The organism is Pseudomonas sp. GW821-FHT04D07 (assembly GCF_059420225.1).
Genome location: NZ_JBWKTH010000001.1, coordinates 594,231 through 617,570, shown reverse-complemented (window position 1 = coordinate 617,570; position 23,340 = coordinate 594,231). Strand labels below are relative to the sequence as shown.

Annotated in this window: 15 protein-coding genes and 1 pseudogene; 1 reads left to right on the top strand and 15 read right to left on the bottom strand. The window is 61.3% G+C overall.

Translation table 11 applies throughout. The annotated features are described in order from the left end of the window. Positions 1-36: 36 nt before the first annotated feature. The 14 genes from pseI to AC07T0_RS02835 form a co-directional block, all read right to left on the bottom strand. Positions 37-1,089: a pseudaminic acid synthase gene (gene pseI, locus AC07T0_RS02900; RefSeq protein ID WP_494999768.1), complete on the bottom strand. Its 1,053-nt coding sequence runs from the start codon at positions 1,087-1,089 to the stop codon at positions 37-39. Next, positions 1,082-2,587 (bottom strand): UDP-2,4-diacetamido-2,4,6-trideoxy-beta-L-altropyranose hydrolase, encoded by a 1,506-nt coding sequence (gene pseG, locus AC07T0_RS02895; protein WP_494999767.1) that lies wholly within the window; start codon positions 2,585-2,587, stop codon positions 1,082-1,084. Before pseG ends, pseI begins: the two co-directional genes overlap by 8 nt. Further along, a complete protein-coding gene (gene pseF, locus AC07T0_RS02890; RefSeq protein ID WP_494999766.1) occupies positions 2,584-3,294 on the bottom strand; it encodes a pseudaminic acid cytidylyltransferase in 711 nt (236 codons plus the stop codon). Before pseF ends, pseG begins: the two co-directional genes overlap by 4 nt. Then, the gene (locus tag AC07T0_RS02885) at positions 3,291-3,911 is read right to left on the bottom strand and encodes a pseudaminic acid biosynthesis-associated methylase (protein ID WP_494999765.1); all 621 of its coding nucleotides are present in this window, start codon (positions 3,909-3,911) and stop codon (positions 3,291-3,293) included. Before AC07T0_RS02885 ends, pseF begins: the two co-directional genes overlap by 4 nt. Beyond that, positions 3,904-5,109 (bottom strand): UDP-4-amino-4,6-dideoxy-N-acetyl-beta-L-altrosamine transaminase, encoded by a 1,206-nt coding sequence (gene pseC / locus AC07T0_RS02880; protein ID WP_494999764.1) that lies wholly within the window; start codon positions 5,107-5,109, stop codon positions 3,904-3,906. Before pseC ends, AC07T0_RS02885 begins: the two co-directional genes overlap by 8 nt. Before the next feature lie 93 nt (positions 5,110-5,202). Continuing rightward, a complete protein-coding gene (locus AC07T0_RS02875; RefSeq protein ID WP_494999763.1) occupies positions 5,203-8,133 on the bottom strand; it encodes a TIGR00180 family glycosyltransferase in 2,931 nt (976 codons plus the stop codon). A gap of 311 nt (positions 8,134-8,444) precedes the next feature. Beyond that, positions 8,445-12,041, bottom strand: coding sequence for a glycosyltransferase (locus AC07T0_RS02870; RefSeq protein ID WP_494999762.1), 3,597 nt, complete (start codon positions 12,039-12,041; stop codon positions 8,445-8,447). Between the two features lie 116 nt (positions 12,042-12,157). Then, entirely contained in the window at positions 12,158-13,723 is a 1,566-nt protein-coding gene (locus AC07T0_RS02865) for a flagellar hook-associated protein 3 (protein ID WP_494999761.1), read from the bottom strand. Between the two features lie 13 nt (positions 13,724-13,736). Then, entirely contained in the window at positions 13,737-15,776 is a 2,040-nt protein-coding gene (flgK, locus tag AC07T0_RS02860; RefSeq protein WP_494999760.1) for a flagellar hook-associated protein FlgK, read from the bottom strand. Positions 15,777-15,786: 10 nt separating this feature from the next. Beyond that, entirely contained in the window at positions 15,787-17,082 is a 1,296-nt protein-coding gene (flgJ, locus tag AC07T0_RS02855; protein WP_494999759.1) for a flagellar assembly peptidoglycan hydrolase FlgJ, read from the bottom strand. A 10-nt stretch (positions 17,083-17,092) separates the two neighbouring features. Next, positions 17,093-18,202, bottom strand: a complete 1,110-nt coding sequence (locus tag AC07T0_RS02850) for a flagellar basal body P-ring protein FlgI (RefSeq protein WP_494999758.1) — start codon at positions 18,200-18,202, stop codon at positions 17,093-17,095. A gap of 11 nt (positions 18,203-18,213) precedes the next feature. Then, the gene (gene flgH / locus AC07T0_RS02845; RefSeq protein WP_494999757.1) at positions 18,214-18,891 is read right to left on the bottom strand and encodes a flagellar basal body L-ring protein FlgH; all 678 of its coding nucleotides are present in this window, start codon (positions 18,889-18,891) and stop codon (positions 18,214-18,216) included. A gap of 55 nt (positions 18,892-18,946) precedes the next feature. Next, complete coding sequence (gene flgG, locus AC07T0_RS02840) at positions 18,947-19,732, bottom strand: flagellar basal-body rod protein FlgG (RefSeq protein WP_494999756.1); 786 nt, start codon at positions 19,730-19,732, stop codon at positions 18,947-18,949. Positions 19,733-19,778: 46 nt separating this feature from the next. Next, entirely contained in the window at positions 19,779-20,519 is a 741-nt protein-coding gene (locus AC07T0_RS02835; protein ID WP_494999755.1) for a flagellar basal body rod protein FlgF, read from the bottom strand. A 503-nt stretch (positions 20,520-21,022) separates the two neighbouring features. On the opposite strand from AC07T0_RS02835, the pseudogene AC07T0_RS02830 reads away from it, so the two are divergent. After that, a pseudogene (locus AC07T0_RS02830) lies at positions 21,023-21,490 on the top strand (TylF/MycF/NovP-related O-methyltransferase); the annotation flags it as partial. Between the two features lie 157 nt (positions 21,491-21,647). Here the strand turns inward: AC07T0_RS02830 and AC07T0_RS02825 are convergent. Next, a complete protein-coding gene (locus AC07T0_RS02825) occupies positions 21,648-23,204 on the bottom strand; it encodes a sigma-54-dependent transcriptional regulator (RefSeq protein ID WP_494999754.1) in 1,557 nt (518 codons plus the stop codon). Positions 23,205-23,340: the final 136 nt, after the last annotated feature.

Genomic DNA, 23,340 nt, shown 5'->3' with positions numbered 1-23,340 from the left:
GGTCACGCTATTTTGCCGAATCATCCCTACAAAGGCTTATTCAACCAGCGACCACGCCAGTGGCGTGCCGCGCTTGAGGGCCTGCCGGGCGCTGCGTCCGAGCACGGCGTCGAGATGCTTGGGCGCCAGTCCCAGGCCGGGGCGGATCGCCCGCAGATTCTCGGCGCTGAAGGTTTCCCCCGCCGCCATATCGCGGGTGACATACAACGAGCGGCGATACACCAGGGACTTGCGTTCGGCCTCGGTGACGCCATAGTGCACCTGCCCCAGGGCTTGCCAGGCCCGTTCGGTCTCGACGACCAGGCTGGCCAGTTCCGCGGGTTCCAGGGAAAAACTCGAGTCCACACCGCCATCGGCCCGATCCAGGGTGAAATGCTTCTCCACCACCGTCGCCCCCAGCGCCACCGCCGCCACCGCCACCCCCACGCCCATGGAGTGATCGGACAACCCGACCTGGCAGCCGAACAATTCGCGCAGATGAGGAATGGTCCGCACATGGCTGTTTGCCGGGCTGGCCGGGTAGGTGCTGGTGCATTTGAGCAGCACCAGGTCCTGGCAACCGGCGGCCCGGGCGGCGCGTACGCTTTCATCGAGCTCGGCGACGCTGGCCATGCCAGTGGAAATGATCAGCGGTTTGCCGGTCGCCGCCACGCGCCGGATCAATGGCAGATCGGTGTTTTCGAAACTGGCGATCTTGTAGGCCGGCACGTCGAGGCTTTCGAGAAAGTCCACCGCCGTTTCATCGAAGGGCGTGGAAAACGCCAGCATGCCCAACTCCCGGGCGCGGGCGAAGAGCGGCGCGTGCCACTCCCAGGGCGTATGGGCCTTTTCATACAAGGCATAGAGCGACGAGCCGGCCCAGAGGCTGGCCGGGTCCTGGATGAAGAACTCGCCTTCGTCCAGGTCCAGGGTCATGGTGTCGGCGGTGTAGGTTTGCAGCTTGAGCGCATGGGCACCGGCCTTGGCCGCCGCCTCGACAATCCGCAGCGCCACCTCCAGCGACTGGTTATGGTTGCCGCTCATCTCGGCAATGATGAACGGTGGCGCGTCCGGGCCGATCACCCGCTGGCCGATCTTGAAACTAGTCATGGTGCTGATCCTTTACCACACGCTCGAAACGGCAGGTCGACTGGACATAGCCGCCGTGACGGAACAATTCGATGGAAGCCGGGTTGTCCGGCAGTACCTGGGCGTCGATTACCGTCACCTGCGGCCAGTGCTCGCGCACAGCGGCTTCGCCACGGGCCAGCAGTGCCCTGCCCCAGCCCAGGCCGGCACGGTCCGGGAACAGATACAGCGAAACTTCGGCGCGACTGCCCGCCAGATCGTAGCGCAACACACCCACCGGGCCATCCGCGGCCTCGGCGATCAGCAGCAGACGCCCGGGGTCGAGCAGGCTCGCGGCCAGCCAGGCCTGATGCGCTTCCCAGACGATGGGCTCGGGACTCAACGAGGCACGCCGCACCGACTCGGTATTACGGCCGTCAAACAACAGCCGCGAATCCTCCACCGTGGCCGGACGCAAGGCCAGGCTGGTACCGGCCAAGGCCACGGCGAACCGCCGCGCCCCCAGCCCATCCACCAGACGCCGCGACTGTGCGGCCAGGCTGCGCCGCAGGCTGACATTGCCCAGGAGAAAAACGATGGCCTGCCTGAGGCTGTCGACATCAACTTCTTCACTGCGCCCCAAATAGACATGCGCCCCAGCCCCAGCCAATCGCTCGGCATTGGCCTGCTGATTGTCCGCCACGGCGATACACAGGGTCGGCAACCCCAGCGCCGCCCGCTCCCAACTGGTACCGCCACCGGCACCGATAAACAGGTCGGCACGCGCCATCAACGCCGCGAAGTCGCTGACGAATGTCTGCAACCGCCAGTGTGGACGATCCACCACCATGACCTGCATCTGCGCCAACCTCGGGTTGGAGGTCCCGGCCACGAAGTCCACTTCCAGATCCTTGAAGTCCGCGAGAGCCAGCATGGCCTTCCAGGTCTCGCCCACAGCATCCAGCCCGCCGAAGTTCACCAGCAGCCGATTCGGCCGGGCCTTGATTGGCAGGGGATCGCGCCGGAACTCATCGCGAATCAGCGCGTAACGCGGACCGAACAGATGGCGACAGGGTTGCACAGTACGTTGGGCGTATTCGGGATCGTTGGCGGTGAAGTTCTGATCGAACAGGATATCCACCGCATGCCGGCGGTTGTTCAAGTCATCGATGGCCGCAATCTGGCGCGCCCATTGACGAGCGGCGGCCTGCCACTGATGGTCAAGACCGTAGTGATCGACCACGATCCAGTCGAAAGCCGGCTCTGCCGCCAGCCATACGCCCAAGGCGGCGATATCCGCCTGCCAGGGCAAAGGTGCCTCGATACCCAGCGCGAGGTTTTCTCCCGGGTAGCCGGCAGGCAACACGAATGCACGAAATCCTTCCTGGGCAAGGCGAGTCAATGCATTGCCGGGCAATTCCCGACAGGCAAATACCACCTCGGCACCACTGTCGCGCAGGACCCGGGCCAGGGTCAGGCAGCGTGCGACGTGCCCGCTGCCGATGACTGCCGAGGCATCGGCGCGAATCAGCACTCTCATGATTGCAACTCTCCACCCGCCTTCAGCGCGGCGTAGAGATATTCGGCCCGGCGCCAGTCTTCCTCGGTATCGATATCCTGGACCAGATGGCGCGGCAACTGCACCGGCAGGCTTTTCTCGGAAAACAGCAGATCCCCGCGCAACCAGGCCTCGCGGCGTCCCCAGTAGAACTGCCCGGCGTCCTGAAACGCCGGCGGCAGGTCCTGGGAGCGGGTCTGCCGGTATTCGGGATACAGTGACGTCAATGCCCCGTCCCCGGTCAGGGTCAGCGCGCGCTGGATCGGAAAACCGAACTCACAAACCGAAAAGGCGAAAGACTTGTCGGCATGCCGCTCCAGCAACGACAGGCCTTGGCGCAGAAAGCGCGTTTGCAACAACGGTGCGGTGGCGTAGATGCAGCAGGCGTAATCGAATGCCGATCCCGACTGTTCGAGTGTCTCGATGGCATGCACGATCACCGCGGCCGTCCCGGTGAAATCATCGGCCAGCGTCGCGGGCCGCACAAATGGCACCTGCGCACCGTGAGCCCGAGACAGCGCAGCGATCTCCGGGTCATCGGTGCTGACCACCACCTGGTCGAACAATCCCGATGCCAGCGCGACACGGATCGAACGCACGATCATCGGTTCGCCGTGGAACAGCTTGAGGTTCTTGCGCGGGATACGCTTGCTCCCACCCCGCGCCGGAATGATCGCGATTGCGCTCAAGAACGCTTTTCCAGCAGAAACCAGTTCACATCATCGATGGGAAACTGTGGATCACGGTGATAACCGAAGCCATAGTCGAGCAACTGCAGATCAGGGTAGCGATTGAGCATTTCCCCCGCAAAATCACGCTTGAACAACTTGCCGCTGTTGCCGCGGTAAGTCACCTCGACCGGTGCCGGGCTGTAGTACTCGCAAATCAGGATATAACGATGGCTCAGTTCGTAGAGCTGCTCATAGGCGGCCGGCAAGAGCTCCGGCGCCAGATGAATCAACACACCCTTGCTCAAGGTCAGCTGCCAAGTCCGCTCGCGGGGGAAGTCGAACAGCGAACCGAGCCAGATATCGGCGATCTCCAGCGCCCGGGCCTGGGTATGGGCGCTGGCATTGATCTCCACGCCCTGCAACGCACAACCGGGCAGCAGTCGATGCAGCGCCTGCAGATTGTTGCCGGTGTTGGTCCCCAGCTCCAGCAGGCTTTCGATACGATCGGTGCGCGCCAACGCCTTGGCAAACAGTGCCAGGTTGGCAGCGATCAGCGACTGCCCCTGATTGCGGGCCACATATTGATCACCGAAGTCGCCGCGCCAAAAATGCTCTTGTTCACTCAGTTCACGCATGTCTTGCCCTTGAGTTTGCTGATGACGCCTGCCCCAGGACCTGGCTCAACTGCGCCACGACGTAATCCTGCTGTTCTTCGGTCAGGTCAGGGAACAAGGGTAGGCTGATTGCTTCGCCGAAATAGCGCTCGGCTTCAGGAAAGTCGCCCTCGGCAAACCCCTGCTCCTGGTAATAAGGCTGCAGATGCACGGGGATGTAATGCAGGTTGACGCCGATTCCAGCGGCCCTCAAGGCTTCGAACACCTCGCGTTGAGAGCTCTGGATATGCTCAAGCTGCAAGCGCACCACATAGAGATGCCAAGCCGATTCGGCCCCCGGCTGATTGAATGGCAAGGTGAGCGCCAACCCGGCCAGCAGCCGGTCATAGCGTGCCGCCAGTTCACGTCGCTTGGCGACGAACTCATCGATCCGGCTCATTTGCGAAAGGCCGAGTGCCGCATGCAGGTCCGTCATGCGGTAGTTGAACCCCAGCTCCAGTTGCTGGTAGTACCAGAGCCCGTGGTCCGGCACCTTCATCTGTGCCGGCTCGCCCGTGATGCCATGGCTGCGCAACCTGCGCAGGCGAGCGGCCAACTCCGGATCGTTGGTCAGGACCATGCCGCCCTCGGCCGAGGTGACGATCTTGACCGGGTGAAAACTGAAAATCGTCATCACCGCGTGGTCGCCACAGCCCACCGGACGCCCAAGGTAACCAGCGCCTATCGCATGAGCCGCATCTTCGATCAGGGTAAAGCCATAACGCTCGGCGAGCCGGGCAATGCTCTGCATGTCACAGCTCTGCCCGGAAAAAGCCACCGCCACGACCACCTTCGGCAACTGCCCGTTCAACTCGGCAGCCTCGAGCTTGCGTGCCAATAAACCGGCATCGAGGTTCAGTGTCAGCGGGTCGATATCGACGAAATCCACTTCGGCCCCACAGTAACGCCCGCAGTTGGCCGATGCCACGAAGGTATTGGGGCTGGTCCAAAGGCGGTCGCCCGGCCCCAGCCCCGCCGCCAGGCAGGCGATATGCAGGGCGGCCGTGGCATTGCACACGGCAACCGCAAAGTCCGCCTGGCAGTGTGCGGCCACGGCGCGCTCAAACCGCTCGATGGTCGGCCCCTGGGTCAGCCAGGGCGAATTGAGGACCGCAACCACCGCATCGATGTCGGCCTGATCAATATTCTGACGCCCGTAGGGAATCTGATAAGGCATCATGAGCCTGACTCGACACAAGAACCGGCCAACCGACGCCGATAACGGGTGATGAGGTTGAGCATGTCGCACCTCCTTTTGGTTTTTCCGTCGAACCTAAGCCAGCCATTGCGCCCAATCCACACGGCTCTCGCCGCGCAAGACAAAGCCCTTGTCGGTCAAGGCAAGATTCCTGTTGTACGCCTGGTCCCCCTCGAACACATGAGTCCATTTTTCGCGAAGCGCTTCAAGCGCTTGCGGGTCTTGCGGGACGGTCCCAGGATTCAGAATCTGCACCTGCGGCGTCCATACCGTCAGATAGCCTGCGTACCCGGCTTTCAAGCACAGGTCAACGTCACCGAAAGACTCGGCAAAGGCCTCTTCGTCCAGCCCACCGACAGCGCCGTAAACCTCCTGACGAATCATCAGGCAGGCGTAAGAAACGGCACTGTAATTCTGCTCGATCAGCAGACGCTGCAGATACCCTGCAGCCTCTTTGTCTTCTCCGACACCCGGCGAGCCTACCCCGCCCTCGACGCCAAAAATCAATCCGGCCTGGGAGACCTTGCCGTCACGATCAAAGAGCTTGGCGCCCACCACACCGACCTCCGGACGCAATGCCTGATTGAGCAGGGACTCGATCCAGTTCGGATTGACCACTTCGCTCTCGGCCGACAGCAGCACCAGGTATTCACCCTGGGCCTGTTGACAGGCGGCGTTATACAACGCGGATAAGCCCAGGCGCTGGTCAGCCCGCAGAACACGGACTTTAGCGTTTTGCTGCGCCAGACTTTCCAACCAGTCATTCGTCGAGGCGGATTGGCTCTGATTGTCTGCAACCAGCACTTCGTAATGGGTATACCGGGTTCGCAACAGGATACTGGCCAGGCAACGCTGCACGTCGGACACGTTGTCCTGACTGGGCACAATGATCGACACCAGGGGGCGCTCGGTATGGCGATAGTCTACATAGTAGGTCCCCGGTATCGCCGAGGTGACCTGAGCCTTGTAGCCGCGCTTGGCAAGGTGCCGAATCAGCGACTGACGCTCCTGGGCGTTTTCCTGCAGCTCCACCGCCTGGCTGATCACCAGCGGCTCATCCAGGTGGGCCATGCCCGCCATTCCGCCCTGCTCGATAATCCTCAGCAACAGATCGAATTCAAGGGCCTTGCTGAAATCCGCGGAGTAGCCACCCACTTCCAGGAAAACATCGCGGCGAATCAGCCAATGGCGCGCCATCAATGCAGGAACACTTTGCAGCAGGTCAAGGTTGAAGCCGGAGCGGAACACATCCACCAACGCACCATCGGCCTGACGCTGAATCTCATCGGTAGCCACTGCACGGGATTGAACGTCATCCAGCAACTCCAGGCTGGCTCGTAACAAACCGCTGGAGGTAAATTCATCACCGGCCTCGACCAACATCAACCAGTCGCAGGTCGACTGGCGAGCAGACTGGTTCAGCTTGTCGACATAATTACCCTGGGTTACCCGGATAAAGTGCAAGGTGTTTTGCGCCGTTGTCGTTGCCAGGGGTTCGCCGGTGGTCAGTACCACGATCTGGAACGCCTTGCAGTGCCCCTCCAGCAGACTGTCCAGGGTGACCTGCAACTTGGCCACGTCACCCTCGAGATCAAGCACCATAAGACCGAACCGTGGCCCGCCTTGATGCGCTGCCAGCCAGTTTGCACAGGCCTCGACCTGCTCAGCTCCGGGTTCACGCGCCTTCAACCAGTCGAGCAAACGCCCAGAGCGGGTCGACTCGAAAGTCCGACGGTTGTTCGGGTCCGGCAGTGTGCCCAGCCGCTCGGCCCAGAGCGCCATTTTCTGCCCATCTTCTTCCTCCCCCAGTCCCTCCAGCTGCAGGGCCAGGCGCTTGATCAGGTGTCGATCGAATATGTTGCAGTCGTGAGCTTGCCACAAGCGATCAACGACGGTCTCGTCGGTATCGTTATTGCGCGGTCGCATGAGGTCGTACTGACGCCGCCATACACCCTCCAGCCGCTGAAGCTGGACACGTCCTGCCGGCATCGCGTGGAGCAGGAACTCGATATGGCTCAATTGATCGAAAAACACCTGATTGTAGAAAGGCATCTCGACATACTGTTGAGGACCGAAACGTCGATCCGGCTCTTTCGTGGCGCTGTTCCAGTGGGACTCGAAAATGATTTCGGCGGTCAAGGCACGTCGAGAGATGAGACTGTCAGCCATCGCCTCGAAAGCCTGAAGTGCAAATTGCTTGCCCTGCTCCAGATCGAGGCCCGGAATAGCATCGGGCAACGCCGCCAGAAACTCAGCGAAAGACTCTCGTTCAGCCACCGACTTGGCATCGGTATAAGTCAGGGAGAAATAAACGTCGGTCTTGTGCTCTGATTGTATGTAGTTGATTTCACGTACTACATAGGGAATCGGCAAGATCCGCGCCTTGGCTCTGGCCAGCATATAGTAGGAATGACCGATCTCCTGCCACTCGAACTTTGCGTCGCTGGGCATGGACGCGTACCAGTCGCGAAACAATGACGTACGATGCACGGCATAAAAAGGTGGAATGAACTGTCCCATAAAGTCCATGACCCGATCCTGCGGCCGATCGGACGAGTAGTCTTCACAGACTTTCTTGTCACGACGGTAGTACGTCACGCTGTTGGCCAACGCCAGGTACATCAGGCAATAACCATGACACATGCCGTAGTCCGGGTTTTTCTCCAGGAAAGCCACGGACTGCTTGAGGGAGTCATGTATCAGAAAATCGTCATCGGCGGCAAACACGATGTACGGCGTGGTGACCTGGGCGATACCGTACACGACCTTGGCCTGGGCGTCCCAGTAGCCGAACTGCGGCAGGTGCAGGTAGTCGACATTCTCAAAACCATCGGCCACACCGTCACTCGCCTGAACGGACGAGTCCAGCACAATGATCCGGCAAGGCATCGGGCTGTAGAACTCCAGAGCCCTGCGCAGGAACGCAGGCCGGTTGTGAGTGATGAGCACCACCGTCAACAGTTCGTTCAATGGTTGAGCGTGTTCGGAACTGTACTTGCCTTGCATAACTTTCCCCGCAGTCGGTGGGTTGACTGATGAACTGAACGATGGAGCCCTGACCAGGACGGCTGCGAAGCGCTATATGCCCATCACAGGCTCAGGGCGTGCCAGAGAATTGGCTTGGGCCTGAAGTAATGAGGGAGTGATTGCAGGAAACGCGCCAGCTCGTGCGCCGGCAAGGATTCGGGGAGGGGGATCGTGATAGGCAAGTGACGAAAGCACCCCCCTTGTGGGGTGCAGGGTTTCGCGGCGATAGCAATAAGGTTACTTGTGCTACCCGACAGCCGTTTGCTGGCAACTGCCGGGCAGCCTGTGGATCAGTCCGCCAGCCAGCCATGCTCCCAGTACCGTACATTGTCGCCACGCAACATATAGTCGCGCAGCACGATCTCACGCAATTCATCGCCCATGCGGTAGCTGGCGTCGGGATCGGACAGATGCATGCGAATGGCCTTCAACCACTCGTCAGTGGTGTTGGTCTTGATCTTCGTGCACGGCAGATACCCGGTGTAGGCCTTGGTATCGGTACAGATCACCGGATAACCGCAGGCGCCGTACTCCAGCAGACGCAAATTGCTCTTGCAGTCGTTGAAGATATGGAACTCCAACGGCGCCAGGGCCAGGTCCAGGTTCAGGCTCGCCAGCTTCGCCGGGTAGATATCAAGTCCGATGACCCCATGAAATTCATGCATGTAGGGGCGCAACTCTTCCGGACACATACCGAAGAAAACCCAATCCACCTCATTGGCCAGCTCCTTGACGACATCGGCAATGATCGCCAGATCACCGGCGTGACTCGTGCCTCCGCCCCAGCCCACACGCGGCTTTTTCGAGGTACGACGCAGGTTGCGCAACCCGGTCCACAGATCCGTAGCCAGCATGTTCGGCACGACGCGGATATCGCTGTGCATGGAGGACAAGGCATCGGCCAGCGGGGCCGTGGACACCACCACTCGGTCGCACAGGCCAATGCCACGCCGTACCAGACGTTCCATCTCCATGTGATCGGGTAGGTTGCGAATGTGTCCGTTCTTATGCGGAACATTGATCACATAATCATCCAACTCATAGACGCGCCGGGCCTTGCTGTAGGCCTTCAGACCGAGGATTTCATCAATCGGCTGCGCGGCGTAACGACCCTGCAAAACGATAACGTCAGGAGACTGACGCTCGACCTCGAAGATCGACGGCAGGTTGTAGTAGGTACGCCCCACTGCGCGGCCCGCCGCTTCCAGCTCGATCAGCGGTTGGGTGACCCGGTAGTGGCCGACGGCGGAGGCATTCACCGGCAGCGCCATGATCCGCGGTAGGTAGCGGGCGGAAAAAGGAGTCCATCCCGAGCGCAGGCCCGGCTCCAGACTGAAGCTTGAGCCCCCCAGACTGTCCAGCGTCAGGCTCGGGTTATAAGCCGGGTCGCGGGCGACGATCGGTAACCAGCGCTTGTAGAACGTCTCTTCCTCCTGAGTCCGCAGTGCCTGTTGCTCGGGCTCCAACGTTACAACCGGCTGCGCGCCCATGGCCAACTGCGCATAAGGGGTCCAGACCACCAGATGACCGCTTTGACCGACTCGCAGGCAAAGATCAACCTCGTTGAGGGCCTGAGTGAAATGCGCCTCATCCAGACCGTCCAGGCGCTCGAACAGCGCCTTGCGGATCAGCAGGCAATCGGCACCCACCGCACTCAGGTCATGTGCCACTTGCAAACGGTACATGTAGCCGCCGGCCTGCATCGACTCACCATAGAACGGCATGCCTGCCGGGCCGCGCAGACCGAGAATCAGCCCCGCATGCAGTACACGCCCCTCCGGGCTGAACAGTTTGGCCCCCACCACCCCCACTTCCGGACGCTGGCCATGACTGAGCATTTCATCCAACCATGAGGGCTGGGTAATCACGGTGTAGGGGTTGAGCATCAACAGATACTCGCCACGCGCCTGCCTGGCCGCGAAGTTACGAATGGCCGCCGCATTGCCCTGCTGCGAATACTCCAACACACGCAGGCGCTCGCTGCCCAACTGTGCCATGCCGGACAGCCAGATCTTGGCCTCGGCGCTTTCACTGCCATTGTCCACCAGCAACAGCTCGTATTCACTGTAGGCGGTTTTCTCCAGCAGGCTCTCGACACAGCGCTGCAACGCCGCACACTGATCCTTGCTGACGATGATGATCGACACCAGCGGCCGCGCTTCATGCAGATAGTCGATACGATTGAGCAGTCGGCCATCGCTGCGGTGGATCTCGTGCTCGATCCCCAGACGTCGCAGATGCGCCTGCACCACCTGTGGATTGAGTTCGACGAGTTCAGGTAACGACAACCATTTCGACAGCGAGAATGTCGACTCCAGTTGAATCTCGGCAATGTGCTCCACCACCTGCGTACCGTCACTTTCGACCATTCGCCACAACAGGTCGTGGGGAGCCAGCTCGCCGCACTGCACATTGAAGCCGCCGAATGCCAGAAAGGCTTCCTGTTGGAACGCCAGGGCTCGTCCGACATAGGGGTAGCTGCGCATCAGGTCCAGGTTGAAATCCGGCTTGAACACCGGCTCCGTCGACTCCCCCTCGCGCAAACCGCCCTCATCGCTGTAGATGCAGCGGGCATTCGGTGAAATCACGATACGCTCGGCCAACACCAACAAGGCCGGCTCCGGCAGACGATCGCCGGCGCGCAACAAGTAGAACCAATGAGCCTCATCAAGCTGTGGCAGAAGTTCGTTCAACTGTTGACGCCAGTCTTCCTGCAACGGCAGGCTAAATACCCGCCCGTCAAGCGACACCTCGGTGCAGGCACTGGACAACACCAGCGTCAGCTGTGGCGCGTAGAGCTGAGCGGCGAGACTCTGCAACGTCGCTTCAAGGTTGGCGCTGCCACCTGGCTCATCAATGACAACAGGTACGATTTTCGGCTGCCAGGACCAGGCGGCCAACGTGTCCGGCAACAACTTGCGCTGGGTCCCGGACAGGTTACGACACGCTAGCCATTCACCATACAACTGGGCAAAACTCTCACTGGCGACCCCAACCCGCCATTGTTGAGTGGTTTGCCGGGTGCCCAGGGTCCGGCTCAGGGGATACTCTTCCCAGACACGAGGCTCCACACCGGCAGTCACCAAGGGCACATAACGCACCCAGCCGGGGGCCGGCGCTTTCTCACCGCTACGCGCCTTGAGCATTTGCAGTATCCACTGCATTTCCGTCGCAGCGGCGTCCCTCATCGCCTGCTGGCGATTCATACGCTCGGGGTACAGGCGTTCGATACTCAGGACATTGTTCGAAACCACCAGGTTGCCACGCCGGAACAGGCAGATGTACAAAGCCAGGTCCAGCGAAGCGACAAAACAGTGCCCGGGCTGAGTCAGGGCCGGCAGCAACTCGACCAGGTCCGCCCGCCGAAACAGCGCGCTGGTCAGGCCACCGAAGAAATTGACCGGGAAGTTCTCGCAGATGGCCAGCAGGTCCTCAGCCTTGAACAAGCCAGACACTGGAGACAGCGGACCGTTTTCCAGGCGCGCGGGCAACTGGAGGTCGTCGGCATCCCAGAAAAACCGTTGGCCCATTACCAGATTGACATCATCGTGCTCGACGAACACCTGCGCCTGCTGTTCGATAATGCTGGGCAGCAACTGGTCATCATCCAGCAGAAACTTGATGTACTCGCCCCGCGCCAGATCCAGGCACGCCTGCAAGTTGCCGATATAGCCCAGCGGCTGAGGGTTACGCCTGTAGTGCAGGGTCTTGTCGCTCTGCTCGCCGAGTGTCTGCACCGCCGTCTCGATCTCATCGCCGAGACTGTCATCGCACACGATGATCTCCAGGTTGGCATATTCCTGGGCCAGGGCACCGCCCAGGGCCCGGGAGAAAAACCGTGGATTGGAAGCAGGAATGACAAGGCTGACAAGCGGGATCGAGTTCACGGCGGGGCTCTCAAGCAACGGGAGCGCCCCTGTGCGGCAGCGCCCCTGAAACCGCTGGTCACAGCGGCGGGTATACGACAGTTACAGCCATCGGGCGCTTGCACGCCCGACCCGGATCAGATTTTGTTGAACAGACCCAACTGGTTGATTTTGCTGAACGCCAACTGCGCCGCCTGCAACATGGTCTGCTGCAGGGTCAGGCGGGTCATGACCGCCGCCGGGTCGGAATCGCGAATCGCCGATTGGCTGGCGGTGTTGGCCAGGACCAGGCTCTGGTTGGTGGCGCTCTGGTCGTCCAACGCCTGGCCCCGGGAGCCGATCGAGGTCACCGCGCTACCGGCCTGGTTCATCGCACTGGTGATGTTATTGATGCCAGCGTTCATCGTGGCCAGCAGCTTCTGCTGGGCAACCGGGTTGCCATCGGCCGGGGTGTTCAGCGCCGTGACCATCTGGCTCAGCGTATCGAGGATATTCTGGGTCTGGTGGTTGTTGGGCTGAACCACAAACTGGTCACCGGCCGCCGGTGCACCACCGAAAGTCAGGCTGACACCCGCTGCCGTCGCTGTCGAGCCGGCCATGACGCCCGAGGACACCGGCCTGCTGCCGGCCGAGATCGGCGCCGCATAGAGGTCATAGGCCGTGGCGCTGGTGAACTTGAGGATCGCCCCGCCAGCAGGAAAGGTGCTGTTGTAGGCGGCAGCATTGGTGGTCGTGGCCGCAGTCACCACCGCCACCGAAGGATTGCCCGCGCTGCGCGAGGTATTGAAGGTATCCGGCTGCGCGGCCAGGGTGAAGGTATGCCCGGCAATCACCGGGTCCGGCACATCGCCGGGCTTGAGGTTGATGTTCAAGCCCAGGTCCACGCCCCGGAAGCTGACGGTCTGGTTCGCGCCGTTGCTATTGCTGATCACACCGTTCTGGCTGGCTTCGGCCGTGACGTCAATACCACCGGCATCGGTGATCTTGATCTGGGTACTGCTGAGGAAACTGATGGTATACGGCTGGCCGCCGCTGAACTTGGCATCGTAGGTCGCACTGTTGCTGATCAGGCCGTTGGACAGGGTCACCCGCCCGTCGTCCACGGCGGGCGCGGTCATGGTGGACAGGGTACGGCCCGTGTTGATCGACTGCTGGAAAGCCTCCCAACCGGTGATGTTGCTGGGCACCGAGGTGTTCTCGCCAATCGCCAGGTTCAACTGCGACTGATCGCCGTTGTAGCTGTAGGTACCGTCCGAATTGGCGGTGTACGCTGGGGAACTGGTCTTCGAGCCGCCGAACAGGTAGTTGCCGTCGGCGTCCTGGCTGTTCATCAGGCCCAGTATTGTCTGCTGGACCTGACTGAGTTCCTGGGCCGACGCCTGGCGATCGGCATCGGTCTGGGTGCCGTTGTTGGCGGCCAGTGCCAGCTCGCGGGCACGCTGCATAGCGCTTTGAATCGAAGTCAGAGCGGTCTCGGACTGGCTGTATGAACCTTTCAGCGAGCTGATGTTAGTCCCGTATTGGGTCAACGCCGCACTCTGCTGACCCAGTTGCAACAACCGCGCCGCGCCCGCCGGGTCGTCGGCGGCGGTGTTGACCTTGACCAGGCTGCTGGCCTCGGCACTGGTCTTGAGCGTGTCGTTGTAGCCGCGCTGATAGTTGGCGGCCGTGGTTTCGTAATACTGGGCGGTGGAAATGCGCATGGATCACGACTCCTTAAAGGCTGCTGATCAGCGTGCTGAAGATGGTTTGCGCGGCCTTGATGATCTGCGATGCCGCCGTGTAGTACTGCTGGTACTTGACCAGGTTGGCGGACTCTTCGTCCAGGTTGACGCCGGACAGAGAGTCGCGGGCCCCCTTGGCGGTGGTCAGGATCGTCGTCGTGGCCGTGTTATCCGAGGTCGCCGTGGCCGCCTTGGTGCCGACGTTGGAGACCAGCGTACCGTAGGCATCGGAGATACTGCTGCCCTTGCTCGCGGTATTGGTGCCCACGGTCTGCTTGGTTTGCAAGGCGATCATCGCGGCGCTGTTGCGGTTGTCCGAAGAGCCGGCGCCGGTCATGGACATGGTGAAGCTTTCACCGGTTTTCGGGTTGCCGCTGACCGTGGTCTGAACGGTGAAGGTCTTCTGCACGCCGAAGGCGTCCAACACAGGAGTACCGGTGGAGTCGACCATGTTCACTTTCAGGTTCAGGGTGTTGGCCTGCCCCGGCACGATGGTGCCAGCACCCATCACGTTGCCCTGGGCATCGGTCAGGGTGTAGCCCTGAGTGCCCGCTGCGGCAGCACCGAAGACGATCTTGGCTGGCGTTCCATATTTGATGGCATCCTGCAACTGGGCGTTGTTCGTTGCATTGGCGGTGCCCAATTGGTCGACCAGGGTCGGTTGGGTATAAGTGCCGCCATTGTTGGCACTGGTGACACCCGCCAGCGGTGCCGCCGCGGCGATGTTCTGCGCGTTGGTCATCACGGTCTGGATGTCGCTGGCGCCGCTACGGGTCGGGGTCACCTTGAAGGTGTCGCCGGCACTCATTGCACCGCCGCCATTGAGACTCAGGGTGATCCCGTCGATCACCGGTGGCGGCGTGGTGGTGGTGCTGAAGGCGCCCATGGCGGTGCCATCCGAGCGCGTGACGCTGTAGTTGGTCGCGCTACTGAAGGTCACCTGGTAGTCGTTGGTGGTCAACGCGCCGGTATCGGCGATGTTCACGTTCAGGTTGCCGGAACCGGCGCTGTTGTTCGCGCTGGCGATACTGCGCTGGCTGACCAGGGTCGCACTGTTGATATCGTTGAAGATCGCCGAACCGAAGTTGCCGTTCTTGTCGATGCCCTGGGCCTGCTGCTTGTTCATCTGGTCGGACGTGACCATGGCAATGCGCCCCAACTCGTTCATCGACGGGTCGAGCACATCGCTGCGGTAGCGCAGCAGGCCACCGATCTCGCCGCCGGTCACGGTGGAGGTGATATCGACGGTACTGGTGCCACGATCCAGCTGCAACGCCGACTGGCTCGGGTCGTTCTTGCTCGGCACGGCGGACAGGGTGTTGGTGCTGTTGCCCATCACCAGCGGCTGGCCGCTGCCGATGTAGACGTCATAACTCGAACCGCGCTCGACCACCTGGGTCCCGACCAGCTGGGACAACTGGCGAACCGCCTCGGTACGCTGGTCCAGCAGGTCGTTCGGGGCACCGGCGGCGGTGGTCACCTTGGAAATCTGGTCGTTGTACTGGGCGATGGTGGTCGCCAGCTTGTTCACCTGGCCCGCCATGTCCGACAGGTTGGTGTTGATCCCGGTGTTCTGGGCGCTCAACTGCTGGGACAGGGAGTTGAGTTTGTCGCTCAACGCCTGGGCGCTGGTCAGCGTGGTCTGGCGCGACGCATCGTCCGTCGGGGTGGTCGACACGCTTTGCATCGAACTGAAGAACTTCTGCAACGAAGCGGTCATGCCGGTGTTGGTATCCGACAGCATGGCGTCGGTCGGCGTGACCTGGGCCAGGTACGAGGACGAATCACTGTTGAGCGAGGTCGAAGTCTGCAACTGCGCATCCAGGTAGGCGCTGTAGACCCGGCGAACATCCGCCAGGGTCGTACCGGTACCGATGAACACGTTACCGTATTTCTGCGAGGCAGAGCTGGTCTGCACGGTCTGCTGACGTGAATAACCGGCTGTATCAACGTTGGAAATGTTGTTACCGGTGGTGTTCAAAGCCGTCGAGGCCGTGTTCAACCCCGTCATACCGATATTGAGCAAGCTCATGATTCAGACCTTATAAATTCGTGGAAGCGCCCGCCGCAGCGTAGTTCTGGTAGCTCTTCATCTGTTTTGCTATTTGCGAAATCTTGCTGGCGTAGTCCGGGTCGGTGGCATACCCGGCCTTTTGCAACTCGCGTACAAACTGTTCCGGTTTATCGGCCGACTTCAGCACATCTTGATAGCGATTATTGCTTTGCAGCATGGTCACCAGGTCGTGGAAGCTGTCCTGGTAGGAGGCATAGGAACGGAAGTCCGCCGTCTCCTTGACCATCTGGCCATTTTTGAATTCGCTGGTGATGGCGCGGGCCTGCGGCCCCTGCCAACTGCTGCCGGCCTTGATGCCGAACAGGTTGTGACTGCTGCTGCCGTCCTGCTGGCGCATGACCGATTTGCCCCAACCAGTTTCCAGGGCCGCCTGGGCCACCAGGTAACGCGGGTCGACACCGATACGCTTGGCCGCCTGCTCTGCCATCGGCAGCATGGTGGCGACGAACTCGTCGGGCGAGTTGAAGGCGTGCTTGGCCGGCGCCAACGGCGGCTGGGCCACGGCGCGACCGTAGATCTGCAGGTTCGCGGCCGGCACGTTGCTCAAGCGGCGGGTGGCCTGCCCCTGGAGCACGGAATCGCTGGCGGCGCTGTTGCGCGCCGGCAAGGCCTGGGTGTTGAGCGTCGCCAGGCTGCCGTCGGCCGACGGCACCAGCCCGGCGACCAGGCGATCGGTCAGTTTGCTCGGCAAGGACAGGCGGCGCTGATTGATCTTGGCCATATCGTTGCGCAGGCTGCCGTCGCTGCTGTGGATCGGACTGGCGACCCGCGAAGCCCACAACGGCCGCTGACCATTGGAACGCACGAACGGCGAAGCCGAGGTCGCCGTCGTGCTGGTGCCGGCACCGACCGGGGTCTCCACCGGGGTTTCGGTCGCCAGCGTACCGGCCGGCGGCCCGACCTTGAGCCCGCTCTCGGAAGGCCGCGACGGCTTGTTCTTGGACATCTGGCGCACCAGCACATCGGCCAGACCGATACCACCACCCTGGCGCGACATGGTCACGGCCAACTGATGGTCGTACATTTCCTGGTACTGCTTGGTCGCCGGGGTATTGAGCGGGTTGTCCTTGGCCAATACATCACTGGCCGAACGCGCGGACTTGAGCATTTCACCGATGAACAGCGACTCGAACTCCTGCGCCACCTTGCGGATGTTGGCGTCGCTGTCACGCTTGCCGACCTTCAGGCTGTTCAGTCGGTTCAGGTCACTGTAGGCACCGGAGTCGCTGGTACTTGCCAGCCCGCTCTTGCGCATGTCCACCATATCGACGACCTCAAATCACGATCAGGTCGGCTTGCAAGGCGCCGGCCTGTTTCAAGGCTTCGAGAATCGCCATCAAATCGCCTGGCGCCGCCCCCACCTGGTTCACCGCACGGACGATCTCGTCCAGGGTGGTCCCCGGGCCAAACTTGAACATCGGCTTGGCTTCCTGCTGGGCATTGACCCGCGAACGCGGTACGACCGCCGTGGTACCGTTGGACAGCGGCCCCGGCTGGCTGACGATCGGGTCTTCGGTAATGGTCACGGTCAGGCTGCCGTGGGTCACCGCGGCCGGCGACACCTTGACGTTCTGGCCGATCACGATGGTGCCGGTGCGCGAGTTGATGATGACCTTCGCCACCGCTTGGCCCGGATCAACCTCAAGGTTTTCCAGCATCGACAGGTAGTCGACCCGCTGGCTCGGGTCCAGCGGCGCGGTGACGCGGATCGAGCCGCCGTCGATGGCCTGGGCCACGCCCGGGCCGAGCAGGTCGTTGACCTTGTCGACCACCCGCTTGGCGGTGGTGAAGTCGGAACGGTTGAGGTTCAGGGTCAGGCTGTTGCCCTGGTTGAAACCACTCGGCACCGCGCGCTCCACGGAGGCCCCGCCAGGAATGCGACCGGCCGACGGAACGTTGACGGTGATCTTCGAACCGTCCGCGCCCGAGGCATCAAAGCCGCCTACCACCAGGTTGCCCTGGGCAATGGCGTAGACATTACCGTCGATACCCTTGAGCGGTGTCATCAACAGGGTGCCGCCGCGCAGGCTCTTGGCGTTACCGATCGACGAGACAGTGATATCCACCACCTGCCCCGGCTTGGCGAACGCCGGCAGATCGGCGCTGATCGATACCGCCGCGACGTTCTTCAGCTGCACGGTACCGGCATTGCTCGGCACCTTGATGCCAAACTGCGAGAGCATGTTGTTGAAGGTCTGCAAGGTAAACGGTGTCTGGGTGGTCTGGTCACCCGAGCCATTGAGACCGACCACCAGGCCATAACCAATAAGCTGGTTGGAGCGCACGCCGGAAATACTGGCGATGTCCTTCAACCGCTCGGCCTGGGCACCGAAAGCGCTAGACATCAGCAGCACAGCCACCATCAGATGCTTGAGATTGAACATGGTCATAGCACCTAGAAAGGCCAGAGCGGGCTGAGGAAGAAGCGGTCGAGCCAACCCGGTTGGCTCGTATCGGCAAAGGCTCCGGTACCCGAGTAGGTGATGCGAGCATCGGCCACGCGCGTGGACGGAACGGTATTGTCGGTGGCGATATCATCCGCCCGGACCAGTCCGGCGATGCGCACCAGCTCATTGCCGGTGTTGAGGGTCAACCACTTCTCGCCACGTACGGCGATGATGCCGTTGGGCAGCACGTCAGCCACGGTCACGGTGATAGAGCCGGTCAGGCTGTTGCTCTGCGCGGCCTTGGACGAACCGTCGGTGGTCTTGGTACCGCCATAGCCGACACTCAGGTTCGCATTGCCGCTGGTCACCGCCGAGCCGAAGAGCGTGGTCAGGCCAAAGTTGTTGGCATCTTTCTTCGACAGGTCGGAGTTGGCGTTCTTGCTCGCCTGAGTGGCTTCATTAAGGGTAATGGTGACAATGTCACCGACCCGGAAAGCCTTACGGTCGCCATACAAGTTCTGCTCGAAACCGGCCTGATAGATCGAACCGTTGTTCGCCGCCGCGGGCAATGGGGTGCGCGGCATCACCGGGGCGTAATACGGGTCATTGGGCTTGGGCGGCGGGCTCATACAGCCGGCCAACAGCGCCATCGCGCTCAACGCGAGCATGGAAAACAACCGATTCATGACCCTATTACCTCACGGTGTTGCAGGCGCCCTTCAGGCCGCCTCATAGACTTGATTACAGGTTCTGTGCGACGTACTGGAGCATCTGGTCAGCGGTGGAAATCACCTTGGAGTTCATTTCGTAGGCACGCTGGGTGGTGATCATGTTGACCATTTCTTCCACGGTGCTGACGTTGGACGTTTCCAGGGTGCTCTGCTCGGTGGTGCCGAAACCGTTGAGGCCCGGGGTGCCGACTTGCGGCGCGCCGCTGGCGGCAGTTTCCAGGAACAGGTTGCCGCCCTTGGACTGCAGGCCGGCCGGGTTGATGAAGTCGGCGGTCTGGATATTGCCGATCACTTGCGAAGTCGGGCTGCCGGCGACGGTGATAGAGACCGTGCCGTCCTGGCCGACGGTGAAGGTCTGGGCGTTGTTCGGGATGATGATCGCCGGCTGCAGGGTGAAACCGCTGGCGGTGACGATCTGCCCGGTGTTGCTCAGGTGGAAGGTACCGTCACGGGTGTAGGCCGTGGTGCCGTCCGGCTGCAGGATCTGGAAGAAACCGCGGCCGTTGACGGCCATGTCCAAAGGCTGGTCGGTGGTTTGCAGGCTACCGGCAGCGAAGTTCTTCTGGGTGCCGACGATCCGCACACCTGTACCCAGTTGCAGACCCGACGGCAGTTCGCTGTCCTGGGTCGACTCGGCACCCGGCTGACGCTTGATCTGATAGAGCAGGTCCTGGAACTCGGCGCGATCACGTTTGAAACCGGTGGTCGAGACGTTGGCCAGGTTGTTGGAAATAGTCGTCAGGTTGGTGTCTTGTGCCGCCAAACCTGTTTTTGCAACCCATAGAGCCGGAAGCATTCTGTTCTCCTTCGCGCGCCTGTTTTACGGCGCTACGTTCTGGTGATTAGCTGTTCTGCAAGACCCGAGCCATAGCCGTGTCATCTTCTTTGGCCGTGTTCATCATCTTGATGTGCAATTCGAACTGTTTGGACAGGGCCAGCACCGAGGTCATTTCCTCGACGGCATTGACGTTGCTGCCGACCAGGAAGCCCGAGACCACCTTGACGTTGGCATCGACCGGCGCAGTCGTGCCGTCTTTGGTATGAATCACGGCATCCGGCCCCTTGACCATGTTCTTGAGATCCGGATTGACCAGCTTGATGCGATCGACCTCCGCCACCACCCGCGGCCCCTCGCCCATGGCACGGATGCTGATGGTGCCGTCCTCGCCCACTTCGATCTTCGACTCGGGCGGCACGGCAATCGGCCCGCCGTTGCCCATGACCGGCATGCCGTTGCCGGCACGCAGCACCCCGAGGGCGTCAATATTCATGCTCGCGGTGCGCACGTAACCTTCGCCGCCATCAGGTGTCTGCACGGCCACCCAGCCGTCACCGGCCACTGCCACGTCGAGATCGCGACCGGTCTCGACCATCGGACCCGACGCGAAATCCGTGCCCGGGCGCTCGGACATGGCATAGGCACGCGACGGAAAGCTGTCACCGAACACCGGCATCGAACGGGCCTGTTCCAGGTCACGCTGAAAACCGTTGGTCGAGAGGTTCGCCAGATTGTTGGCATGGGCCTTTTGCGCCAGGGCATTCTGCGCCGCACCGGTCATTGCCACGTAAAGGTACTTGTCCACAGTCTTTCCTCTTCCTGACGGACGTTTGCCGCCACCGCTGTACGGCGAGAGGCGCAAGCAATTTCCGAACCAACTTGTTTTTTGACGCCGGACAAGCCGCCAGGGCGGGAGTTTGAGTACCTTTCGCAGGCTTTCAAGGTCTTGAGGGCAGACGAAAAAACGGCGCGGTTATGCCGCTGGCGGCAAATGTCGGTCGCGCTCCCCAGTGCCGCGGACGCCAGAAAAACCACCCTGGAATAGAACTTGCCAGCCAACCCGGCATACGGTGACCAACGTAAAGTTTGTCCAGCGATTGCCTACACCCAGAATTAGCCACAGTATTCAGGAGAGCTGACGCGAACCTGTGCAGCGTCGATTGCCAGATCAACATCTGGATGCCGGTCTACACCATCGCCCCGAACCAGACTATGATGATCAACGTCGGCCACTTCGAAAAGCCGGTGCTCAATACCTCGAAGGACTGGAGCCTGAACGACTGGATCAACAACCAGCGGCACAAGACGTATGCGATCAACCGTTCGATCGTCGGTTTCGACACCTTCGAAGGCTTCACCAGCATCAACAAGGATGAGGACCCGGCCGACATCAACGAGAACATGTTCTCCGACACCGACCAGTCGCTGATCCAGGACATGATCGATGCCAACGACCTGCTGCGTCCGGTCAACCGCATCCCGCGCTGCGAGCTGGTCAAGGGCGACATCTGCAAGACCGTGCCGGAGTTCGTCAAGTCCCGTCCGGACCTGGTGGTGGCCATGCTGATCCTCGACACCGACCTCTACGAGCCGACCAAGGTTGCCCTGGAAACCTTCCTGCCGTACATGCCCAAGGGCGCCATCGTGGTCCTCGACGAGGTTGCCTACCGCAACTTCCCGGGCGAAACCAAGGCCCTGCGCGAAGTGTTCGATATGAACAAGATCGAACTCAAGCGCCTGCCGTTCGACTCGTGCGTGGGTTACTTCCACATCTGACAGCGCCGTGAAAGCAATGCCTGACACTGGCGTTGTTTTCGACGACGTCCTGTACCTGTAGGAGCCGGCTTGCTGGCGATAGCAGTGGTGAATGTGACATCGCCATCGCCAGCAAGCTGGCTCCTACAGGGTTCGCGACCCGTTCAAGATATCCCGCCTACTCGCCCTTGAGTACGTCATAGGCCTTCAGTTTGTTGGCAATGGTCGTATGGGAAACCCCCAGGCGTTTGCCCAGCAAGCGACTGCTCGGGTGCTCCGAGTACAGGCGCGCCAACACCGCCCGCTCGAACCGACCGACAATCTCGTCCAACCCACCTTCCAGGGAAAACTCCCCCAGCGGCTGGCGCACGCCATAGTCCGGCAAGCGGATATGCTCGGCCTTGACCACCCCACCCTCGCACAGGGAAACCGCCTGGAACAGCACGTTCTCCAACTGCCGGACATTACCCGGCCAGTGATAGTGCGCCAGGCGCTCCATCGCCGCCGGCGCCAGCTTCGGCAACGGGCAGCCGATCTGCCGACTGGCCTGGTCGAGAAAATGCTCCACCAGCGGGGTCAGCCCATCCAGACACTCGCGCAAGGGTGGAATATGCAGGGACAAGACGTTGAGACGGTGATACAGGTCCTGGCGAAACTCGCCCCGCGCGCACAGTTCCGAGAGGTCGACCTGGGTCGCGCAGATCACCCGCACATCCAGGTACACCTCCTCGTCGCTGCCGACCCGACGAAAACCGCCATCCTGGAGAAAACGCAATAACTTGACCTGCAAGCGCGAGCTCATCTCTCCCACCCCGTCGAGGAACAAGGTGCCGCCAGCCGTCAGTTCCAGCAAGCCGAGCTTGCCCTCGGCCCGCGCGCCCTCGAACGCGCCGGGACCGTAGCCGAACAGTTCGGTTTCGGCCATGGACTCCGGCAAACCGGCGCAATTGAGTGCCATCAACGGCGCCTGCCCGCGTGGACTGGCCAGGTGACAGGCCCGCGCCAGTAGCTCCTTGCCGGTCCCGGTCTCGCCTTCGATCAGCAACGGTGCATCCAGTGGCGCCATGCGCCGGGCCTCACGGACCACCGCGGCCATGACTTTCGAACTCTGGAAAATACTGTCGAAGCCGCGCAGCTCCTGCTTGCGCACGTTGTAGATGCGCTCGCCGACCTGGTCGGCGCGATGCAAGGTCAGCACCGCGCCGGCCATTGCCTCGCTGTCATCGTGCTCCGACTGCAACGGGGCGATATCCGCCAGGAAAACGTCACCCTTGATCTTGACCCGCAGACCATTGATCCGCGACTTGTTGGCACGGACCAATTCCGGCAAGTCGAAATCCGGCGCATAACGCGCCAGCGGGATGCCCGGCACCTCGTCGACCCGGACCCCGAGCAACTGCGCCGCCGCCCGGTTGGCCGCGACAATCGAGCCGCCCATGTCGATGGACAGCACCGGAAACTCCAAGGCCCCGAGCAAGGCGTTGAGCTCCATATGCCGACGCTCGCTGGGCATCAAGCCGACGCGTTTGACACCAAACACCCCGGCAATGGTTTCGAACTTCGGTCGCAGGGCCTGGAACTGCAGGTTGATCAGATTCGGGCAGTGCAGATAGATGGCATTACCTTGATCGCCGCCGACCTCACCACGGGCGACGTTGATGCCGTAGTCCACCAACAGGTTGAGAATGTCGCGAAGAATGCCGATGCGGTTCTGGCAGTGCACTTTGATACGCATGGTAAGGCTCGAAAAGGGTGATGGCCGGGACACGCATGCTCCTACAAAAAGCAGCACTTTTTTCAGTACCCCGCAGTTAGTCGTAAAGATTATGTTACACAAACTCGCCTTATCGCCACATCAAAACGCTTTACGC

Excerpts from the sequence above, each read along its gene's own strand:
- AC07T0_RS02885 (WP_494999765.1), bottom strand. The coding sequence starts at position 3,911 with ATGCGTGAACTGAGTGAACAAGAGCATTTTTGGCGCGGCGACTTCGGT.
- flgG (WP_494999756.1), bottom strand. The coding sequence starts at position 19,732 with ATGCTTCCGGCTCTATGGGTTGCAAAAACAGGTTTGGCGGCACAAGAC.
- AC07T0_RS02875 (WP_494999763.1), bottom strand. The coding sequence starts at position 8,133 with ATGCAAGGCAAGTACAGTTCCGAACACGCTCAACCATTGAACGAACTG.
- pseG (WP_494999767.1), bottom strand. The coding sequence starts at position 2,587 with ATGAGAGTGCTGATTCGCGCCGATGCCTCGGCAGTCATCGGCAGCGGG.
- flgJ (WP_494999759.1), bottom strand. The coding sequence starts at position 17,082 with ATGGTGGACATGCGCAAGAGCGGGCTGGCAAGTACCAGCGACTCCGGT.
- flgK (WP_494999760.1), bottom strand. The coding sequence starts at position 15,776 with ATGAGCTTGCTCAATATCGGTATGACGGGGTTGAACACGGCCTCGACG.
- flgH (WP_494999757.1), bottom strand. The coding sequence starts at position 18,891 with ATGAATCGGTTGTTTTCCATGCTCGCGTTGAGCGCGATGGCGCTGTTG.
- pseI (WP_494999768.1), bottom strand. The coding sequence starts at position 1,089 with ATGACTAGTTTCAAGATCGGCCAGCGGGTGATCGGCCCGGACGCGCCA.
- AC07T0_RS02825 (WP_494999754.1), bottom strand. The coding sequence starts at position 23,204 with ATGCGTATCAAAGTGCACTGCCAGAACCGCATCGGCATTCTTCGCGAC.
- AC07T0_RS02850 (WP_494999758.1), bottom strand. The coding sequence starts at position 18,202 with ATGTTCAATCTCAAGCATCTGATGGTGGCTGTGCTGCTGATGTCTAGC.
- AC07T0_RS02865 (WP_494999761.1), bottom strand. The coding sequence starts at position 13,723 with ATGCGCATTTCCACCGCCCAGTATTACGAAACCACGGCCGCCAACTAT.
- pseC (WP_494999764.1), bottom strand. The coding sequence starts at position 5,109 with ATGATGCCTTATCAGATTCCCTACGGGCGTCAGAATATTGATCAGGCC.